Raw genomic sequence first — 18,495 nt, forward strand, 5'->3', positions numbered from 1 at the left:
TTAATCACCTCATATAAAATAAAACTAAACACTAATAATTTCACCATATAGATTAAAACTCTTTACATCAGTTATCCTTACTCTAATAATTTTACCGATAATGTCTTTTCTTTTGGGAAATAATACTAATTTATTCTTCCTATCTCTACCACAAAACACCTCTGAATTATTCTTGCTTTCACCTTCAACTAGGACTTCAACTTCCTGGTTAAGTAAATCCCTGTTTATTTCTAAACTAATTTCATTCTGCAGTTCCATTAGCCTTGCCAGACGTTCTTTTTTTATCTCTTCAGCTATCTGAACTTCCATTTTAGCAGCAGGGGTACCTGTACGACTGGAATATATAAAAGTAAAAGCACTATCAAAACGTACTTCCTCAACCATATTGAGTGTATCCTGAAAATCCTCTTCACTTTCACCGGGGAAACCAACAATAAAATCGGTAGTAATACTGGCCTCAGGTATGGTCTGCCGGATCATCTTGACCAGGTCCAGATATTCCTCCCTGGTATATCCCCTGTTCATCTTCTTTAAAATCTGGTTGCTCCCCGATTGAATGGGCAAATGGAAATGTTCACATACCTTATCTGAGCTATTGATAACTTCAATTAATTCTGCATTAAAATCCCTGGGGTGTGAAGTCATATAACGAATACGCTCAATACCAGTTACTTTATCTATTTCTTCAAGTAGGGAAGCAAAATCTATGTTCCCAGCCAGGTCCTTACCATATGAATTCACATTTTGACCTAAAAGGGTTATTTCGATAACCCCATCTTCTGCTAATTGAGTAACTTCCTTGACTATGTCCTTTAGTGGTCTGCTTCTCTCCCTACCCCTGACATAGGGTACAATACAGTACGTACAAAAATTATTGCAGCCCTGAATAATTGAAACCCAGGCCTTTTTATCATCCTCTCTGCTAGACGGCAGGTCTGGAATTAGACCTTCTTCTTTATCCCAGACTTCAACAATACGTCCCCGTTCCTTCTCAATAGTACTAATTAGATCAGGGAGGTGATGAATATTATGTGTCCCAAAAATTAAATCAACCTGGGGGTATTTTTTATATAATTCCTCAACAGCCTCATTAGACTGCATCATACACCCCCCTACAGCAATAATAAGAGCAGGGTCTTTATCTTTGAGCCGTTTTAGTGAACCAATCTTTCCATATACCTTTAATTCAGCATTTTCCCTTATTACACAGGTATTTAAAATTATAAGGTCAGCCTCTTCCATTTCCTCTGCCTGATGATAACCAATCTCTTCCAGCATACCACCCAGGAGTTCGGAGTCATGAACATTCATCTGGCAGCCATATGTTATGATAAAATAAGTCTTTGTTTCTTTCATTTCCTTCATCATATTCCTCCTGTATCTTACAATTACTACTTATTATTCTACCATTATTACTTACTTTATGCAATTTTATAGTTATTACAGGTAAGAAAAAGGCCATAATATATTAATTATGGTCTTTCAATAAATAATATTTATTATATAGATTATAGCTAATAATGTTTCAACTTATCAAGGTCATCATTTTTACCCATTACAACTAATACATCCCCCTCTAAGACTTTGTCATTGGCCCCAGGGGTAATATTCAACTCTTCTCCACGTTTTATAGCCATAACATTAATATTAAATTGACTCCTTAATTTTAATTCAGCTAGTGTATTCCCCAACATATTAGGGGTAGCTATTATTTCTATTACACTATAATCAGGAGCAAACTCTATATAGTCAAGTACATTAGAAGATATTAGATTATGGGCAATTCTTACTCCCATATCTCGTTCAGGATAAACCACCCGGTCTGCACCAACTTTACTTAAAACCTTTCCATGGAGGGCATCCTGTGCCTTAACAACTACATAGGGAACACCTAGTTCCTTAAGAATAAGTGTGGATAGAATATTAGCATGTATATTATCACCTATACTTATTACAGCAACATCAAAATTGCGGACCCCCAGTGTTCTTAAAGCCTCTTCATCTGTAGCATCTGCTTCAACAGCATGGGTAACCTCATTAGCTATCTCCTGAACCCTTTCTCCATTTGAATCAATAGCCAGTACATTATAATCATTTTCAGCCAGTGTTTTGGCAACACTTAAACCAAACCTTCCTAAACCAACTACAATAAACTGTTTCATGAAAATCCCCCTCATCCCAGATATAATAATTATCCGATTAAGATATCTTCCGCTGGATATCTAATTTTCTTATATTCCCTTCTACCAAGAGCTACAGCCAGGGTTACAGGACCAACCCTACCAACAAACATAGTAAATATTATAAATAACTTGCCAATATTACTCAAACGAGCAGTAATTCCAGTAGATAACCCCACTGTCCCAAAAGCTGAAAAAACCTCAAAAATTATCTGAATAAAAGAAAACTTTTCTGTTGATGACAGCACAATTGTTACCACAGTAATTAATAAAAGTGAGATAACAACAACTGTTAAGGCTTTATAGATATCCTTATCTCTAAATCTTCGCCCAAAAGCCTCTATATCCTCTTTACCAACTGACATATTATAGATTACAATAAGTAGGGTGACTATAGTGGTTGTTTTAACACCCCCACCAGTGGAACCAGGTGAAGCACCAATAAACATGAATAATATTATTATAAAAAGTGTCACATCTCTTAATCTTTCAATTGGAATCGTATTAAAACCAGCTGTTCTAGGTGTTACCCCCTGAAAATATGAACCTAATAATTTACCCTTAAGACTTAAATTACCTATTGTAGCAGGGTTAGTATATTCCAGAAAAAAGAAAGAAAATGTACCAAGAATAATTAAAATCAATGAGGTGTTTAAGACAAGCCTACTATGTAAAGAAAGATTCTTTAGCCCTTTACTAAAGACCTCATCAATAACAATAAAACCAATCCCACCTATAATAAACAAAAAAGTAATAACTATATTTATATATGGTATATTAACAAAATCAAGCAAACTATTGCCGAAAAGATCAAAACCAGCATTGTTAAAGGCTGAAATAGCATGAAATACTGCAAAATAAACAGCCCGGGCAGAAGGCATTATCTTTTTAAAGTAAAGAAAAAGAAGCAAAGCCCCCAGGGCCTCAGTAGTAAAGGTTAATATTATGATATATTTACTTAAACTGATGGCCCCTGATATCTTATTATAATTCAAGTCTTCCATGATAATTAATCTTTCTCTTAAAGAAACCCTTTTACCAAAGATTAAAAATAACAAAGTAGTACTGGTCATAAAACCAAAACCACCAATTTGTATTAATAACATAATCACAGTTTGACCAAAACGGGTCCAGTGTTCCATAGTATTTAAGGTAATCAAACCAGTAACTGCTGTTGCTGAGGTTGCTGTAAAGAGGGCATCAATAAAGCTGGTTACTTCACCCTCAACTGTCGAAATCGGCAGTAATAAAAAGAACGTTCCTACTGAAATAACAAGTAAATAACCAAGTATTAAAAAGCGTCCTGATGATAATTTGCTTATTTTTATTTTAAACACCCCATTTTATTTATAATATACCCAAAAGGTGTTTTAAAATATAAATAAGCCCTGAGATTCTTTAACCCACCATTATTTTTTCCTTGGGATAATGATAAACCCCACTCCTTTTCCGTTCTGCAAAGGCAAGAGCCAGTGTAAGTGGACCTACCCTACCAGCAAACATGGTAATGGTTATCATTAACCTGCCAAATGATGATAAAGCCGATGTTATTCCGGTTGATAACCCAACTGTTCCAAAAGCAGAAACAGTTTCAAAAAAGACTGGTAAAAAATCCATTCCCTCACTAACAGTAAGAATCATCGTCACCAGTACAACCAGCATTAAGGATAAGATAGTAATTGAAAGGGCTTTAAATATTATTTCATTTTCTAACTGTCGTTTAAATATCTCAATATCCCTCTTACCAGTAATCATGCTCCAAACTGTAATTAATAAAACACCAAAGGTAGTTGTCTTAATACCACCACCGGTAGAACCAGGAGAAGCGCCAATAAACATAAGAACTATTACCAAAAAGAGTGTTGAACTCTTCAAAGAACCAGTTGGAATTGTATTAAAGCCAGCGGTCCTGGGAGTTACCGATAAGAATAAAGCAGATAGTGTCTTTTCACCAAAAGATAGATTTCCCATTGTTAACTCATTATTATACTCCAGGGCCAGAAAACTAATAAACCCTACAATAATTAAAATCAAGGAAATAGTAATAACAATCTTTGTCTGCAGACTGGTCTTTTTTATATCACGTTTATTATAAAGCTCAGCCAAAACTGCAAACCCTAAACCACCAAGTATGATCAAGAAAATAACAGCTAGGTTTATAAAAATATCACCGGTAAAACCTTCCAGACTATTACCAAAAAGGTCAAAACCAGCATTATTAAAAGCTGAAATAGCATGAAATATTGCATAATAAATAGCTTTCCAGAAAGAATAATCTTTTAAAAGGCGCAGAAACAATATTAAGGCTCCAATACCCTCAATAACAAAGGTAACTATCAACACATACCTTACTAAAGCAACCAGACCTGATATTTTAAATTGGTTTAAGTCTTCCTGGATAAGCAGTCTTTCTTTTAAACTTATCTTTTTACCAATAATAAAGGCTACCATTGTTGACATAGTCATTAGACCAAGGCCACCTATTTGAATTAAAATCATAATTACTAACTGACCAAAGACAGTAAAAGCTGTACTAGTATTTACTACTATTAGACCTGTCACACAGGTAGCTGAAGTAGCTGTAAAAAGAGCAGATATAATATCAAGCCCACCACTCTGGGTTGTTGCAGCCGGTATCATCAAAAGAATCGTCCCTGTTATAATTACTGCTAAATAACCTAGTACAAGCAGCTGAGCCGGGGTATAATCATGATTATTGCTAAACATATCTTATAACATCTCCTCTTCTTTTTTCCGAGCAACTATTATGCTGCTTATTATACTACAAGAAATAAATAAAGTAAAGACAATAGAAAAACCGGGATTTTACTCCCGGTTTGGTAAATGATTAATCATCATACGGCTCAAACATATCTTTGCCAACACCACACTCAGGACAGACCCAATCTTCAGGGAGGTCATCAAAAGATGTGCCTGCTTCAATCCCATTATCCGGGTCCCCTTCTGCCGGGTCATAAATATACATACAGACTGTACATTGATATTTTTGCATATTATCATCTCCTTTCCTAGTTTTTATGTAATAATAACTTAACAGTAATTGTTACTGGTTTTTAGTATAACATATCAAACTGTTTTGTCAAGGAGTAAGCAAAGGAGTAATAAAGGGTTAACCACCTTTATATAGAATTCTGTAACTCTTTCAGGTCATTATTACTGCCAAAGACAACCATAATATCACCTGAAGAAAAAGAAATATCATTTCTCACACTTATATTTATTTCTCCTTTACGTTTAATAGCTACAAGATTAACATTATATTGAGACCCTATTTTCAATTCTGCTAGATTCTTACCGACCATACTTGCTGTTACAGGGAGTTCAATAATACTATAATTAGGTGAAAACTCCAGATAGTCCATCACATTAGAAGAAATAAGATTATGGGCAATTCTTACTCCCATATCTCTTTCAGGATAAATAATCCGGTCTGCACCAACCTTACTCAATAGATTACCATGCAAATTATCCTGGGCCTTGACAATAACATAGGAAACCCCCAGTTCCTTTAACAATAGTGTAGTAAGTACATTGGCGTGAATATTATTACCAATACTTACTACTGCTAGATCAAAATTTCTTACACCAAGTGTTTTTAATACTTCTTCATCTGTAGCATCTGCTTCAACAGCATGGGTAACTGTATTAGCCAATTCCTGTACTTTCTCCTTATTTTTATCAATTGCCAGAACATTATAACCTTTATCAACTAAGGTTTTAGCTACACTGGCACCGAAATTACCTAGTCCTATCACAATATACTGTTTCATCTCAACAAATCCTCCCCAAACAACTTTAGCCAGTTATTTTTTTCTTAAAGTAATATTTACTGTCTTTGATTAACTTAGTAAAAGCGAAAATAATCACTAAAAATTCTAATCTCCCCAGCATCATGCCAAATATTTCTGTCCATAAGATTAACCCAGAAGCATCAGGACCAGTAATTCCTATCGAAAGACCAACTGTTCCCAGGGCTGATGCGAATTCAAATAAACTATCCCTGAGGCTGTAACCTGAAGCCAGAAAAATTAAAACACCAGATAGGTAAGTAAATAGATATAAAATAATATAGTTGGCAATCTCTCGTATATTTTTATCTTTGATATATAATTTATCTTCCCCACGCCAGACATAATCCTCATTGACTCTATTTTTAGGAAGAAAATGCTGTTTAATCTCCCAGTAAATCGATTTTAAAATGATATATACTCTAAACTGTTTAATACCACCTGCTGTTGAGCCTGTTCCACCACCAATCAACATGAATATTATAACAAAGAAATTAGCAAAAATAGGCCAGAATACAAAATCAATAGTGGAAAAACCAGTAGTTGATAAAGCAGATACCAGCTGAAAAACTGTATCACGAAAACTGGAACTAAGAGTTGTATAAAGACCATTTAAACCTATAAAAACTACTAAAGGAATCGATATAATTAATAAAAACCCCATTAATCTTATTTCACCATTACGAAAAAACGTTTTAAATTTGCCCTGTAATAAGGCATAATGGGTAGCAAAGTTAATTGTTCCCAGAAACATTAGAATAATCGTTACCAGTTCAATAGGCACACTATTCCAATAACCTATACTGGCCTGAACTGTTGAGAAACCGCCTGTAGAAATATCTGCATAACCAGAATCCCTTCAATTTCCTTAACATAAATAACCACTCCTACACCTGAAAGGTCAACACTAGATTTGATACTTATTATTCCTAACCAAAAAATAAATTTACGCTTAAATACAAAAAAACCACTACAGATATAACTGAAGTGGTTTTTATACTCTTTAAACTAATAAATATGTATCTCAGTTATCTGCCTTTTATTGTCGACGAGGTTAGCTGGCGGGCTAGGAGTAAAAGGTCTCCCTTCAAAAGAATTAGCCCCATAGATTGGGTCCCCCGTTTCCATAAAAATGGAATTAGACCAGGATAGTTTATTCAATTGTTGATTATTATTAAACCATAGATAAATATAAATGTCAAGATTTTTTATAGAAACCTCCGTTTAAACATTTTCTATAGCAACAGCCCTAACCGGTGAACCATCTGCTTTTATAGTCTTAAGAGGCATAACACTTAAAATGAAGTATTTGCTTTTTATTGAATCTAAATTACTTAGATTCTCGATAATTAAAGTCTCCTCTGCTAACAATATCTTATGGTTAGCAAATGTTTGAGAATTGATACTATCAATTGAAATCGCATCAATTCCTATTCCCTTTAAATTAAATTGTTTAAGCCATCTGGCTGATTCTTCACTTAAATAAGGAAATTTTCCATAATATTTTTTATCACCCCAGTATTTTGACCAGCCGGTTTTAATAATGACAAAATCGCTTTCTGTTAATTCTCTGTTATAAGCAGCTAAATAATCCACTTCAATTAAAGGTGTTTTTTGTTCTATATAGCTTATTATAGTGGCTTTCCCCATATACTTATCTACCGTAAATTCATCCAGAAATAAACCGCCTTCCAGCATATGTGCGGGGGCATCAACATGTGTTCCAGTATGTGAACTTATCTTTAACAGTGATTCCCTATATCCATCAGTTTTATATTTTTTCATTCTGTCTATCACTGCTTGTATACTACCTGGAAAAACTGGTATATCTTCATCAATAGTATGTGTTAAATCAGTAACCTTCATTTTGCACACTCTCCTTTTTTATTTATTATTATCATTCTATAATTAAAACAAATAATCCTGCATTAAAGCAATATGTATACAATAATAATTCCTCAATCCTTTCACTTATTTAATTTTGCTGTACTAGTTATTTTGTCCTATATTGTAGCTAATTAAAGGATTTATTGATCCTTTATCGAATATAATTTAGAGTAATTTTTAATAAGATTTATATTAAAAAATCAATTATTTATTAGGAGGTAATTTTATGCAAGTTAGTAATTCAATTAAAAGCAGTAATGAATTAAGAGCAATTTCAAGAAATCAATTAAAAGGTCACTGGGGTACTGCTGTTTTATTATGTCTAGTTTTTATGATCCTAACTACTCTAGCAGGAACTGTACCAGCTATTGGAATGATTGTAAATCTATTAGTTAGTGGACCTTTACTTCTGGGGTATGTTAGCTGTTTTCTAAAACTTATCAGAAAGGAGCCTTTCCGTTTTGAAAACTTATTTGATGGTTTTTCAAATTTTAAATCAGCATTTCTAGCATATTTACTAATGACAATATTTACAGTCCTCTGGACTCTCCTCTTTCTAATACCGGGAATTATCGCTATACTTAGGTATTCAATGACTTTTTATATACTACATGATTATCCTCATATAGGGGCCTTAGAGGCAATTAGAACCAGTAAGAAAATGATGATAGGTTATAAGTGGAAATTATTCTGTCTGTTTTTGAGTTTTTTAGGATGGATTATACTGAGTATCTTGACCCTGGGTATAGGTTTTTTATGGCTGACGCCTTACATACAAACAGCTATTACTAATTTCTACCAGGAGTTAAAAAATACTCAAGCCAATTTACTGGAATCAAAATCACAGGAAAAAGATACAGCAACAGTAAATACATAATAATCAGTTTAAATCATCCCTTAAATATTACTGTTTGAGTTTCCTAAAGTTTAAAAAAGAAATATTAAGAACTAAAAATATCTCCCAGATTTTTTAAAACATCTGGATTTTCATATTTATTGGTAAGGTAATATTCAAGTTTATTTTTAAGAATAGAACTGTTTATTATGATATTTTTTCTCACAAAATAGTCCTGCAATAGTTTATTATCTTCTTCTGAAAGATGAAGACTATTAAAAAGACTACCCTCTGTTAGATTTTCCAGTGGATAGGGGATATCATTTTCTACAACTACAATAGTAGAGGCAGCAAAATCCCCTATCCGTTTATGTTCTTTTGTGAAAAATATAGAGACAACTCCCACACCAAGCATATCCAGAAAAACCCTAAATAAGTTTCTAATTGCAGAGTGTTTCAAAGTTAAAGGCTGGCCATTATTCCTGATCGTTCGTAGTTTTAGTATTTTTTTACCTGGTGTTCTACCATTCATATTAAGTTCCATAAAAATATAATAAGCATAACTTATTACTGCATTAATTAAAATAGATATAGCAATTATCCAGGCTAAATATTCATCCCAAAAGTCAGGGGCATAAATAACAATTAATACTATAGCTATAGCAAGGAGTATCAACAAGAAACCCTGAATTGCCAGATCAATGACTGCTGCTGCAACACGGGAACCCAAATCAGCCAGTGTATATTCCACATCTATATTTTCTGGGGTTGTTAACTCTATTTTTTTCATCAATCATCACTCCATCTTCTTGTTTTTTTAATATAAACCAACTATATAGTTGTGTGTTCTTTTTATATGCCAACACAAAGTAAAAAAATTCTACTGTCATAAAGAATAATTAAATGAGGTGAAAAAATGCAGGAAAGCAAATTCATTAAAAAATATTCAGCCACTTGGGAAAAATTAGAATCCCTCTCTTCAATTATTAATAAAAAAGGTGTGAAATCTTTATCATCTAAACAAGTAAAGGATTTTCTAAATATATTTAAACAGTGCAGTCACCATCTGGCTTATACCAGAACCCATTACCCTAATAGTAATATTGTAAGTTATTTAAATAATTTAGTCAGCAAAGGACACAGCCATGTTTATACCGTAAAAAAATCTTCTTTCCGTAATTTCAAAAACTATATCTTTTCTGGATTTCCTGAACTGCTAAAAAAAAATAGGATATACCTATTGGGTTCTTTGGGTTTTTTTACACTAGGAATAATAATCAGCTTTTTGTTTGTGCTGTATAAACCAGAACAGGCCTATCTATTCCTTCCTGGAGACCTGGTAGAATCTATCAAGGCAAATAAATTAGGTGGTGGTGAATGGAACTATCCACTGATGTCCAGCTATATTATGATTAATAATATTACTGTTGCCCTAAGGGCCTTTGTTTTAGGGATAACCCTTGGACTGGGAACTATCTATGTCCTGTTTTTTAATGGAACAATGCTGGGAGCACTGACTGCCCTTGTATATCTATATGCTGATCCTATAAAATACTGGTCCCTTATCCTGCCTCACGGTATAATCGAACTTTCTGCTATCTTTATTTCAGGGGCAGCCGGGTTGATTATTGCTAAAAGTATACTACTACCGGGAAAATACTCACGAAAACATGCCCTTATAGCTGCCAGCAAACAAGCGGTGTCCTTAGTTATTGGTGTAGTTTTTATGTTAATAATTGCTGGTATAATAGAAGGGTTCTTTACCCCACTTGATATTAGTAATCATTTGAAATTGTTATTTGCCGCTATAACTGCAATTATTTTAAGCATCTACTGCTCAATCCCTTATTTTAATAAACAGGACTAATTATAAAGACATTTTATTTTTAACTTCTATATATTTATTTATTGTGGTGTACTCCAGTTTTTCAGCAGGACATTCAAGACAAAAAATGCCTTTACGATTTAATAATTTAATTATCCGTTTTCTCTCATTAAGGAGTTCCAGAGCAACACCCTTAGTAAACAAATCTTCAAGGTTCCCTATGTTTTGATTGGCCACCAATTCTCTGCTTTCATTCTTAATCAGGATAATAATCAGCAGATTGTTTTTAGAAACAAGGGGTAATAACTGAAGGATATTTTCTGCTTCACTTTCAGTTTCAAAGTCAGTAAAGAGGAAAATAATACTTCGGTGGCGCTCCTTTTTTTTGAAATAACAAAATGCTTCTTGATAATTAGAGGTATAATTAGTGTAATCTATATGATATAGTGTTTCCATGATCTTCTTTCTATGTTCAACACCCTTTCCAGGCATAACAATACTGTCTATTCCAGTATTAAAAAGGAGTACAGCAGATTGATCCCCACTCTGATTTATCACATCTGATAAAACCAAAGCTGTATTTACTACCAGATCCAGCTTGCGATGTCCACGCACAGTATAACTCATAGGTCTCCCGATATCGATAAACATATAGACATGCTGGTTCTTCTCAGGTTCATATTGATTTAAAATCGGCTTATTGGCCCGCCCTGTTGCCTTCCAGTTAATCTTTTTATAGTCATCACCAGTAACATATTCACGTAAACTTTCAAAGGAGCTACCATTGCCACACATCCTCAGACTTCTCCAGCCCTGTTTTAATAGACGGTTATTTGCCATTTTTAAACTATATTTATGTAAATTCTTCATATTAGGATAGACCTTATATTCGCGGTTAAGCTTAAGCTGGAATACCTTTGTACAGAGATTTAGACGACCTTTATATTTAAGATGAAGGTTTTTAAATGTAAAGGCTCCCCTTTTAGTCGGGACTACCTGATAATTAAATTTCTTTTTTTCACCTGGACTAATCATACCAGTCATTAGATAGTCTTCCACTTGAAAATGGAATTCAGGAACCTCATCCTTTAACTCAAGGGATAGTTTATAAGGACTTTTATTATAAAGCTGAAAACTGATCACTTCCTCTTCAAATAAAGACAGTTTTTCTTTCCCACAGCGTTCCACGGCAAGACAAGATACCCCTGGTGATATATAATAATCGATTATTAGCAATATAATACATAATACATTGTATATTAAAAAAACAGTAAAAGAATTATTAATAAAAACTGCAGCAATAAGTAATATTAGTCCAATTAATAATAAATAAACAAAACGTCTACTAATACCCAAAACTATCCCTCCCTTCTTTATCTGGGTACTTCTATTTTAGAAAGTATCTCAGCTAAAACCTGCTCCGGTTTAACTCCTTCAAGGCTCAGTTCAGGTTTTAAAATAATTCTGTGCCTAAGAGTTGGGATAGTCATTTTTTTGATATCATCTGGAATAACAAAACTTCTTCCCTGATAAGCAGCACATGCTTTCGAAGACTGCAGTAAGGCAATTCCTCCTCTAGGAGAACTGCCGATTTCAATTGCATGATTCCGCCTTGTTTGTGTTACTATCTTGACCATATAGGCCCTTAAATCTTCATCTACTTCCACCTTTTGCACCTCTTCTCTGGATTCTTTAATATCCTCAGGTGAACAAACAGCCCTTACATGGCATTTATCTAAGTCAACACTTGAAAAACCCTGGTGATGGCGTTTTAACATCTCATTTTCAGCCTTAAGAGAGGGATAGTCCACAATAACTTTCAGCAGAAAACGGTCTATTAATGCCTCTGGCAAGGGATATGTTCCTTCATATTCCAGAGGATTCTGGGTAGCAATCATCATATAAGGTGAAGGTAATTGATGTGTATCTCCATCAATTGTAACAGTATTCTCTTCCATCGCTTCCAGTAAACCAGCCTGAGTCTTAGGAGGAGTACGGTTGATTTCATCAGCCAGCAAAAGATTGGTAAAAACAGGCCCTTTTTTCAAATCAAAACCCCTTGACTGTAAATTAAATATTTTTGTCCCTGTTATATCTGCTGGCATCAGATCAGGTGTAAATTGAATCTTCTTAAAATCTATTGCTAAAGCCCTGGCAAGGGCTCTAACTAATAAGGTTTTAGCCAGACCAGGAACCCCTTCTAACAACAGATGTCCCCCACTTAGCAAGGTTATTAATGAAAGATCCAGGAGCTCTTCCTGTTCTACAATCACTTTCTTTAATTCTATCTTTATCTTTTCTACCAGATTATTTACTCTGTTTTTTTCAATATTTTCCAATATTCCTCTCTCCTTTTTCGGGATATTTCCTTTAATTTTTCTATGGTATTTACAATTTGAACAACTTCTTTTTCTTTTAATTTAACTGGTGGTTGATGCATAAAATTATAGACCTGTTTAGCTTCATTAAGGTGTGGCAGCCCCTCTTTTTGCCAATACTCCAACCACTTATCAACTGAACAACTGGTCTCTTGTAAAAAATCATTATAATAATTTTCCAGCATCAAATCCCAGCAGTCAGCTTGTTTATATAAAGAAGCAGCAGAATAAAGGAATTCGTTTTCGGTTCTTTCTGTTTCTTCATAGAGGGGCAGCGGCTTACCAAAGCGTTTACCTTTATAGTAAGAAAAAGCAGCCAGAATGATAAATATCTGATATAAGCAATATTTTATTTCCATAGGGATAAAACCCCAGATGGTCAGCTGTCTATCAGTAACAAATAAATGTCTTTCATTGAAATATAATTTATTATAACGATAACTATTTATCTCTGTAAAAAGCTGATAAGCATTATCCGTTCCCCGGCTTAATCTGTCATTTGTTATGGAATTTGCATCCGCCAGGATTATAAGACCAGCCTCTTCTTTGACAATCTTTATATCACTGTTAATCTCTTTGCTTTGGTCATAAAAATCATAATAAATATTACCAGGGGTTAGATAAAGTAGAATACCGCCCTTGCTTACCCATTCTTTAACTTCACTATGATCAGGATTAAAATTCCCAAAATAATCATCCGCCACGATCTGTATATTATTTTGCCCAGCCGAATTTATAGGTTGCAATGTTCTCTCAACAGGATAATCTAATTCTTTTAATAGCTGATAAAATACACTACAACCATATTCTGACCTGTTTAATACTGAATAATTAGGCAAGTTATTTTTAATCCTACTTGAAATATAAAAACTGGCATAGAGGAAGACTGGTACTAGAATAAAAAAGCAAATTAATTCTTTATTTATTCTTCTTTTCATAATCTATTACCTCATTCCACACTAGATTAAAATCATCAAGCCAGTTTTCATATGTTTCCTGAGGACATTCCTGATGACCATACCAACTTAAATTAAATAAAATAACTAAATCTTGAAAAATTAAAACTTCAGCAAAATTGTTTTCCTGCAGTAAGTGACAGATTTCATAATTGGTTTTACTCTCTTCTAGATACAGTACTCTCTTCTCATGCATTAACAATAACAGACTAATAAAATTATACCTAATAGCTTGTCTAAAATCACCCTGTTCCTGAAAACCTGCAGCCCTATTTCTTAAACTTTTCGGAGTGGTATTTTCATCAATTTTTTCTCCCAAAATCTCTTTAACCTTTCTCGCTCTTTCAAAACCCTTATTTATAATTACTAATACTAAAATTATTATCCCCATAATAAGCAGGATTCCTATTATAATAAAAAATGTTGACAGCTTTTCTGGTATTGAAGGAGATATATCCCAGTTAACATTTTCTAGTTTTTTAAATATCCAGTAGGCAATTTTCTCCTTGAGTTTATTAATGAAATCACTTAAATGCTTATTCAAATGTCTGTACTCATTACGGCTTAATATCTTACTTATAACATTATCAAATTCATGTTTGGAGGGAATCACTTAATTGTTTCCTTTCCTTTTTATCTACTAACTTTTCTAATCTTAAAACAAGATCAAAACCTTCTTTTTTAAACCGTTGATTAAAGTATAAATTTGTCATCATTATGGTCAGTAATGGAGATATCACTAACCAGTTTACCATAAAAAATGGCCATCTAGTAAATGAATATATTTGAGCCATAAAAGTCATATAATCCAGTTGCATGTTTAAGATTTTCATTATTAAATATACCAGACCTAATATTAGTGCTAAAAAGCTCTGTAATGAAATATAAATAGCATAAATACTTAGCATAAATAATATAATACATCCAAATACCTTCCAAAAATTTTTCTTAACAAGCTGATAACTCTTTTTAATACTACTAAAACCCCCTTTTTTCTCTATAATGGCAACATGTAGAGCAAAAGAAAGTATTGTAATATAGCCTAAAACCAGCATCATAGCAACAAATAAAAATATCATTAAAAAGATTATCAAGGGGATTTGACCCTGAAAACCCAAGAGCACTATTTGTTCTATTTTTGGTGAAAGAATATATATCACAATAGCCAAAACAGCGATGATTGGTAGAAATAGAAGCATAGCAGCAATTATAACCCTGATAACTTTAAAAATACTCTTAATCGAACTTTTTATTGCCTGGTCTGCATAAATTGATTCATTTAAGAATTCCTGACTTGCAATTTTAATAATACCAACCTGAAAACATAGACCAAATCCAATAATAAAAAGTATATATAAAGTAACAATAGAAATTAGAAAAACATTAGTCATGAACCCAGCTGAAAGAAATGCTATACTTAGATTGACCCCAATAATCGCCCCTAAAAAAATAAATACTATCATCCCTACAAAAACAATTACACTGAAAGCAAGAATATATAATACTATTGTTTTTATGTATTTTCTTAAAATATCAAAAGATTTATCAAATATTTCTGCACGACCCATCACTCCCATTGGAAACCCCCTACAAGATATTTTGATGTTTACCTTTCCAATTATATTAGGCAAAAATAACACAAATATAATATTAAATATATTCCCCCTCAAATTACATTTTCCTTCCTTTTTTGATATCTTTTTTGCAGTTAGGAAAATATACCTACTCTGAATTCATAATAACAGCACATCTATAAGTTTTATTAGTCATCATTATTTAGATTATTTTTTTGTAAGATAGCATAAATTAATTTATCAATAATATTTTTTTTAACAAACGGTTTTAATAAAAAACCTATACTTGAAGGTAATAGTATATATAATATAGCTTTAAGTATATTCTCAATTATTGGTGAAAAATTAGTCCACGTCCATCCAAAATACTTTATTAAAATATATATAATAGCTACACATAATACAAATATACACATAAAAGAAATAAGCTGGTTCTGAATATCTATTATTCTATTATTAGCCGCTATCTCTTCTTTTGAAATTCTAATTTGATTTTCATGATTGATAATATTTTCTATTAACTTTCTGTTTTTTTCCACTTCTTTTCTTAAACTGAAAGTCAATTCTTCTTTAGTATTTTCAAAAATATTAATTTTTTTATTTGCCTTTTCTAGTTGAATCTTCATTTCTTCTGCTTTACTAATTAAATTGTCATAGATCATTTCTTCTTTTTCACCATCAGATTTGCATTTTTCAAATTGATGGACAAAATAACTATCTAATAGTATTTTTTTTGCTAATGAAGGTGAACCTTTATATTTTCCGATTCTTGATAATATTTCCTGAGCAGTTTTGGTAGATATTGAATTTCGTGAAGATTTAAGGGAATTAGAAAAAAGATTTATAAATGCCTCATTATATAAATTATTTACAGGGGTAACAAATCTTAATATTTGAATTAATTGTGAAGGCAGGATTGCTAGAGGCACTTTGTTTTTCAATTCAGTTTTTTGTAAATTTATAATAAAATGATCAGTTGTAAGAAACCATGCGTTTGTGTTCATAATATTACTGCATTCATCATCTCTGTAATAATCTATCACTGCTAGATTATAGGCGTCATGTTCAACAGAATAATCCATTTTTATCTTTCCTTCTGGATCTATTTTTCTAAAAATTAAGATATATTCATTGATTTTTTTATTAAAATCATTGGGCAAATCAGGATGTTTTTTTTCTACATTAATACCATCTTTTTTTAATAAATCATCTATATGTTTATAATGATTAATAAAATCTTTAAGAGAGGTTCCTTTTATACTATTTTCTCTCCAATATGTCGTAACATAATTTTCCTGAGTAATATTACTGTAGCCAATTTTAGCTAATTCAATTTTTACCGGGTATTTTTTTAACAATTTTGCATCATAAGATAATCTTTCTTTTAATTCCTCTAAAGTCTTCATACTGACTCTTAAGTCTATATCAAAACTATGGCACATTTCTACTACTTCTTTTGTTATTTTATGCCTATCTTCACCTTGTAGATTTTCTAATCTATAAACTACACTTGAATCCAAATATATCTTTTTGCCTTTCACTTTTTCTTTAAAATTATCCATTATTTTCGGGTCACAGACCACTGTTAAAAATTTAAAGGCCTTATCCAAAAATTGTATTAAATAAGCAGCCCGTTCTTTATCTGCTCTAGAAAAAAAACCAGGAAATTCATTATACTCAATCAATTTAATTTCTTTATTCCTATTAGGTAATGAATCAATTACGCTTTTCATATCCAGACTGTTTTGGAATAAATTATTAATATTATTCATTATTAAAGATAAACTTTCAAGACCATGCCTAATAAATAGAGTTTTTAAAAATAATACGATATCTTTCTTTATTATTTTCAGGTCACTATTAGAGAGAAAAATGTAATGTGGACGTATTTCATTATACAACCATATATTTAATACTTTATCTTCGTTTTTATGCTCTAAATCTATTTTTTCTTTTATTTCATCATATTTTTCTGGTATAAGCATAAATTTATTTTTTGATTTTAATACATAATTAATATCTACTAAACTATTTAAAATTTGAACTAATTCGTTTTTACTTAATTGTACACCTAAGCTATTACAAATTTGTTCTTTTAATTCCAAGACAGTAACACTTGATTTCTCAGTATGATAAAGTCCACTTAAAACCAGGTCTTGCTTAGTTTGTTCTGTATCATCATCACTATTGGGTACAAAATGTGATAACCTGTTAATTAAAATATCATCTTGAGTCATCATATTAAAACCCCCTTAGCAAAATTTGATATACTCTTCATTGACCTCATATGCCGCTTGCCTTATATTTTATAATTATCCATATATTTCTTTTCTCCTTCTTTGATACATAGGTCAAAGGTTATAATATAAAAAATTAGCCCACCTTTTTAAGGTTGGGCTTACATATTTACTTAATCTAAAGCTGATATTATAACATCTGACTATCGCTGCAATAAATTCATCTTTTATATTTAACCATAAATTAATTTCTTTTTTTTTATTTATATCTCCTTTCCCATTCATTTCTCATTATAATCTTATTATCAACTAAATAGTCAGTAGCCAACTTGCCAGAAAGATGGTCGATTTCATGTTGAAATAATTCTGACAAATCATCATTAAATTGTTTGATAAGTTCTTTCCCCGTTTCATTTTGATATTTAACTCCTATACTCTTATGTCTGGCAATATTAACAAAGAAAGCAACATCAAAACTAAAACAACTATCCCAAACATCAAACATTTCTTCACTTTTCCAGATGATTTCTGGGTTAACCATAACCATCTCTTCATCATTTGATTTATAGTAAACCACCTTTTTCATATGACCTATTTGTGGAGCTGCCAGTGCTCTACCTATATTCTTTTCATCTTGAAGAAAAGACAATGTATCCTTCAAATCTTGAACAACTTCTAGTAATTCTCCAGTAAAATCAGTCATATTTGACGATTTTTCTCTTAACTTTGGATTGCCAATCATTAATACTTCTTTTTTAGCCATCATTTAATACCTCCCTAGCTGGTCTTTTCTAAAACTATATTATAGCGCTTA

18 protein-coding genes, 1 pseudogene and 1 riboswitch are annotated in these 18,495 nt (G+C 32.1%); of the genes and pseudogenes, 2 read left to right on the forward strand and 17 right to left on the reverse strand.

Going from position 1 to position 18,495, the window contains the following annotated elements; translation table 11 throughout:
- Nucleotides 1-24: 24 nt before the first annotated feature.
- The 9 genes and pseudogenes from miaB to GM661_RS10115 form a co-directional block, all read right to left on the reverse strand.
- Nucleotides 25-1,356, reverse strand: coding sequence for a tRNA (N6-isopentenyl adenosine(37)-C2)-methylthiotransferase MiaB (gene miaB, locus GM661_RS10080; protein WP_230869780.1), 1,332 nt, complete (start codon nucleotides 1,354-1,356; stop codon nucleotides 25-27).
- A 158-nt stretch (nucleotides 1,357-1,514) separates the two neighbouring features.
- A complete protein-coding gene (locus GM661_RS10085) occupies nucleotides 1,515-2,162 on the reverse strand; it encodes a potassium channel family protein (protein ID WP_125990505.1) in 648 nt (215 codons plus the stop codon).
- A 29-nt stretch (nucleotides 2,163-2,191) separates the two neighbouring features.
- Nucleotides 2,192-3,517 carry a TrkH family potassium uptake protein gene (locus GM661_RS10090; RefSeq protein ID WP_230866747.1) on the reverse strand — a complete coding sequence of 442 codons (1,326 nt, stop codon included), beginning with the start codon at nucleotides 3,515-3,517 and terminating at the stop codon, nucleotides 2,192-2,194.
- Between the two features lie 61 nt (nucleotides 3,518-3,578).
- Entirely contained in the window at nucleotides 3,579-4,907 is a 1,329-nt protein-coding gene (locus GM661_RS10095; protein WP_230866748.1) for a TrkH family potassium uptake protein, read from the reverse strand.
- 3 nt (nucleotides 4,908-4,910) lie between these two features.
- Nucleotides 4,911-4,994 (reverse strand): annotated as a pseudogene (locus GM661_RS19200) (hypothetical protein); the annotation flags it as partial.
- Between the two features lie 34 nt (nucleotides 4,995-5,028).
- A complete protein-coding gene (rd, locus tag GM661_RS10100; protein WP_230866749.1) occupies nucleotides 5,029-5,193 on the reverse strand; it encodes a rubredoxin in 165 nt (54 codons plus the stop codon).
- Between the two features lie 127 nt (nucleotides 5,194-5,320).
- Nucleotides 5,321-5,971: a potassium channel family protein gene (locus GM661_RS10105; RefSeq protein WP_230866750.1), complete on the reverse strand. Its 651-nt coding sequence runs from the start codon at nucleotides 5,969-5,971 to the stop codon at nucleotides 5,321-5,323.
- A gap of 25 nt (nucleotides 5,972-5,996) precedes the next feature.
- Nucleotides 5,997-6,827, reverse strand: coding sequence for a TrkH family potassium uptake protein (locus tag GM661_RS10110; protein WP_269059926.1), 831 nt, complete (start codon nucleotides 6,825-6,827; stop codon nucleotides 5,997-5,999).
- A gap of 190 nt (nucleotides 6,828-7,017) precedes the next feature.
- Nucleotides 7,018-7,144: riboswitch (cyclic di-AMP (ydaO/yuaA leader) on the reverse strand.
- Between the two features lie 69 nt (nucleotides 7,145-7,213).
- Nucleotides 7,214-7,855: a cyclase family protein gene (locus tag GM661_RS10115; protein WP_230866752.1), complete on the reverse strand. Its 642-nt coding sequence runs from the start codon at nucleotides 7,853-7,855 to the stop codon at nucleotides 7,214-7,216.
- 247 nt (nucleotides 7,856-8,102) lie between these two features.
- On the opposite strand from GM661_RS10115, the gene GM661_RS10120 reads away from it, so the two are divergent.
- Entirely contained in the window at nucleotides 8,103-8,753 is a 651-nt protein-coding gene (locus GM661_RS10120; protein ID WP_230866753.1) for a DUF975 family protein, read from the forward strand.
- Between the two features lie 64 nt (nucleotides 8,754-8,817).
- On the opposite strand, the gene GM661_RS10125 is transcribed toward GM661_RS10120, so the two are convergent.
- A complete protein-coding gene (locus tag GM661_RS10125; protein ID WP_230866754.1) occupies nucleotides 8,818-9,501 on the reverse strand; it encodes an RDD family protein in 684 nt (227 codons plus the stop codon).
- A gap of 126 nt (nucleotides 9,502-9,627) precedes the next feature.
- Between GM661_RS10125 and GM661_RS10130 the strand changes: the two genes are divergently transcribed.
- Entirely contained in the window at nucleotides 9,628-10,578 is a 951-nt protein-coding gene (locus GM661_RS10130; RefSeq protein ID WP_230866755.1) for a stage II sporulation protein M, read from the forward strand.
- On the opposite strand, the gene GM661_RS10135 is transcribed toward GM661_RS10130, so the two are convergent.
- The 7 genes from GM661_RS10135 to GM661_RS10165 form a co-directional block, all read right to left on the reverse strand.
- Complete coding sequence (locus GM661_RS10135; protein WP_230866756.1) at nucleotides 10,579-11,892, reverse strand: DUF58 domain-containing protein; 1,314 nt, start codon at nucleotides 11,890-11,892, stop codon at nucleotides 10,579-10,581.
- A 17-nt stretch (nucleotides 11,893-11,909) separates the two neighbouring features.
- Nucleotides 11,910-12,875 carry an AAA family ATPase gene (locus GM661_RS10140; protein WP_230866757.1) on the reverse strand — a complete coding sequence of 322 codons (966 nt, stop codon included), beginning with the start codon at nucleotides 12,873-12,875 and terminating at the stop codon, nucleotides 11,910-11,912.
- Nucleotides 12,848-13,852: a DUF4350 domain-containing protein gene (locus tag GM661_RS10145; protein ID WP_230866758.1), complete on the reverse strand. Its 1,005-nt coding sequence runs from the start codon at nucleotides 13,850-13,852 to the stop codon at nucleotides 12,848-12,850. The genes GM661_RS10140 and GM661_RS10145 overlap by 28 nt, the downstream gene beginning before the upstream one ends.
- The gene (locus GM661_RS10150) at nucleotides 13,833-14,483 is read right to left on the reverse strand and encodes a hypothetical protein (protein ID WP_230866759.1); all 651 of its coding nucleotides are present in this window, start codon (nucleotides 14,481-14,483) and stop codon (nucleotides 13,833-13,835) included. The genes GM661_RS10145 and GM661_RS10150 overlap by 20 nt, the downstream gene beginning before the upstream one ends.
- Nucleotides 14,464-15,447 carry a glycerophosphoryl diester phosphodiesterase membrane domain-containing protein gene (locus GM661_RS10155; protein ID WP_230866760.1) on the reverse strand — a complete coding sequence of 328 codons (984 nt, stop codon included), beginning with the start codon at nucleotides 15,445-15,447 and terminating at the stop codon, nucleotides 14,464-14,466. Before GM661_RS10155 ends, GM661_RS10150 begins: the two co-directional genes overlap by 20 nt.
- 185 nt (nucleotides 15,448-15,632) lie before the next feature.
- On the reverse strand, nucleotides 15,633-17,684 hold the full coding sequence (locus GM661_RS10160) for a hypothetical protein (protein ID WP_230866761.1): 2,052 nt from the start codon (nucleotides 17,682-17,684) through the stop codon (nucleotides 15,633-15,635).
- A 256-nt stretch (nucleotides 17,685-17,940) separates the two neighbouring features.
- Entirely contained in the window at nucleotides 17,941-18,447 is a 507-nt protein-coding gene (locus GM661_RS10165; protein WP_230866762.1) for a peptide deformylase, read from the reverse strand.
- Between the last annotated feature and the right edge of the window lie 48 nt (nucleotides 18,448-18,495).

The organism is Iocasia fonsfrigidae, assembly GCF_017751145.1.
GTDB lineage: Bacteria > Bacillota > Halanaerobiia > Halanaerobiales > DTU029 > Iocasia > Iocasia fonsfrigidae.

What these genes read in the sequence shown, in the direction of transcription:
- GM661_RS10160 (WP_230866761.1), bottom strand. Translation starts at nt 17,684, where the DNA reads ATGATGACTCAAGATGATATTTTAATTAACAGGTTATCACATTTTGTA.
- GM661_RS10130 (WP_230866755.1), top strand. Translation starts at nt 9,628, where the DNA reads ATGCAGGAAAGCAAATTCATTAAAAAATATTCAGCCACTTGGGAAAAA.
- miaB (WP_230869780.1), bottom strand. Translation starts at nt 1,356, where the DNA reads ATGAAAGAAACAAAGACTTATTTTATCATAACATATGGCTGCCAGATG.
- GM661_RS10085 (WP_125990505.1), bottom strand. Translation starts at nt 2,162, where the DNA reads ATGAAACAGTTTATTGTAGTTGGTTTAGGAAGGTTTGGTTTAAGTGTT.
- GM661_RS10105 (WP_230866750.1), bottom strand. Translation starts at nt 5,971, where the DNA reads ATGAAACAGTATATTGTGATAGGACTAGGTAATTTCGGTGCCAGTGTA.
- GM661_RS10120 (WP_230866753.1), top strand. Translation starts at nt 8,103, where the DNA reads ATGCAAGTTAGTAATTCAATTAAAAGCAGTAATGAATTAAGAGCAATT.
- GM661_RS10125 (WP_230866754.1), bottom strand. Translation starts at nt 9,501, where the DNA reads ATGAAAAAAATAGAGTTAACAACCCCAGAAAATATAGATGTGGAATAT.
- GM661_RS10165 (WP_230866762.1), bottom strand. Translation starts at nt 18,447, where the DNA reads ATGATGGCTAAAAAAGAAGTATTAATGATTGGCAATCCAAAGTTAAGA.
- rd (WP_230866749.1), bottom strand. Translation starts at nt 5,193, where the DNA reads ATGCAAAAATATCAATGTACAGTCTGTATGTATATTTATGACCCGGCA.
- GM661_RS10115 (WP_230866752.1), bottom strand. Translation starts at nt 7,855, where the DNA reads ATGAAGGTTACTGATTTAACACATACTATTGATGAAGATATACCAGTT.
- GM661_RS10145 (WP_230866758.1), bottom strand. Translation starts at nt 13,852, where the DNA reads ATGAAAAGAAGAATAAATAAAGAATTAATTTGCTTTTTTATTCTAGTA.
- GM661_RS10095 (WP_230866748.1), bottom strand. Translation starts at nt 4,907, where the DNA reads ATGTTTAGCAATAATCATGATTATACCCCGGCTCAGCTGCTTGTACTA.
- GM661_RS10155 (WP_230866760.1), bottom strand. Translation starts at nt 15,447, where the DNA reads ATGGGAGTGATGGGTCGTGCAGAAATATTTGATAAATCTTTTGATATT.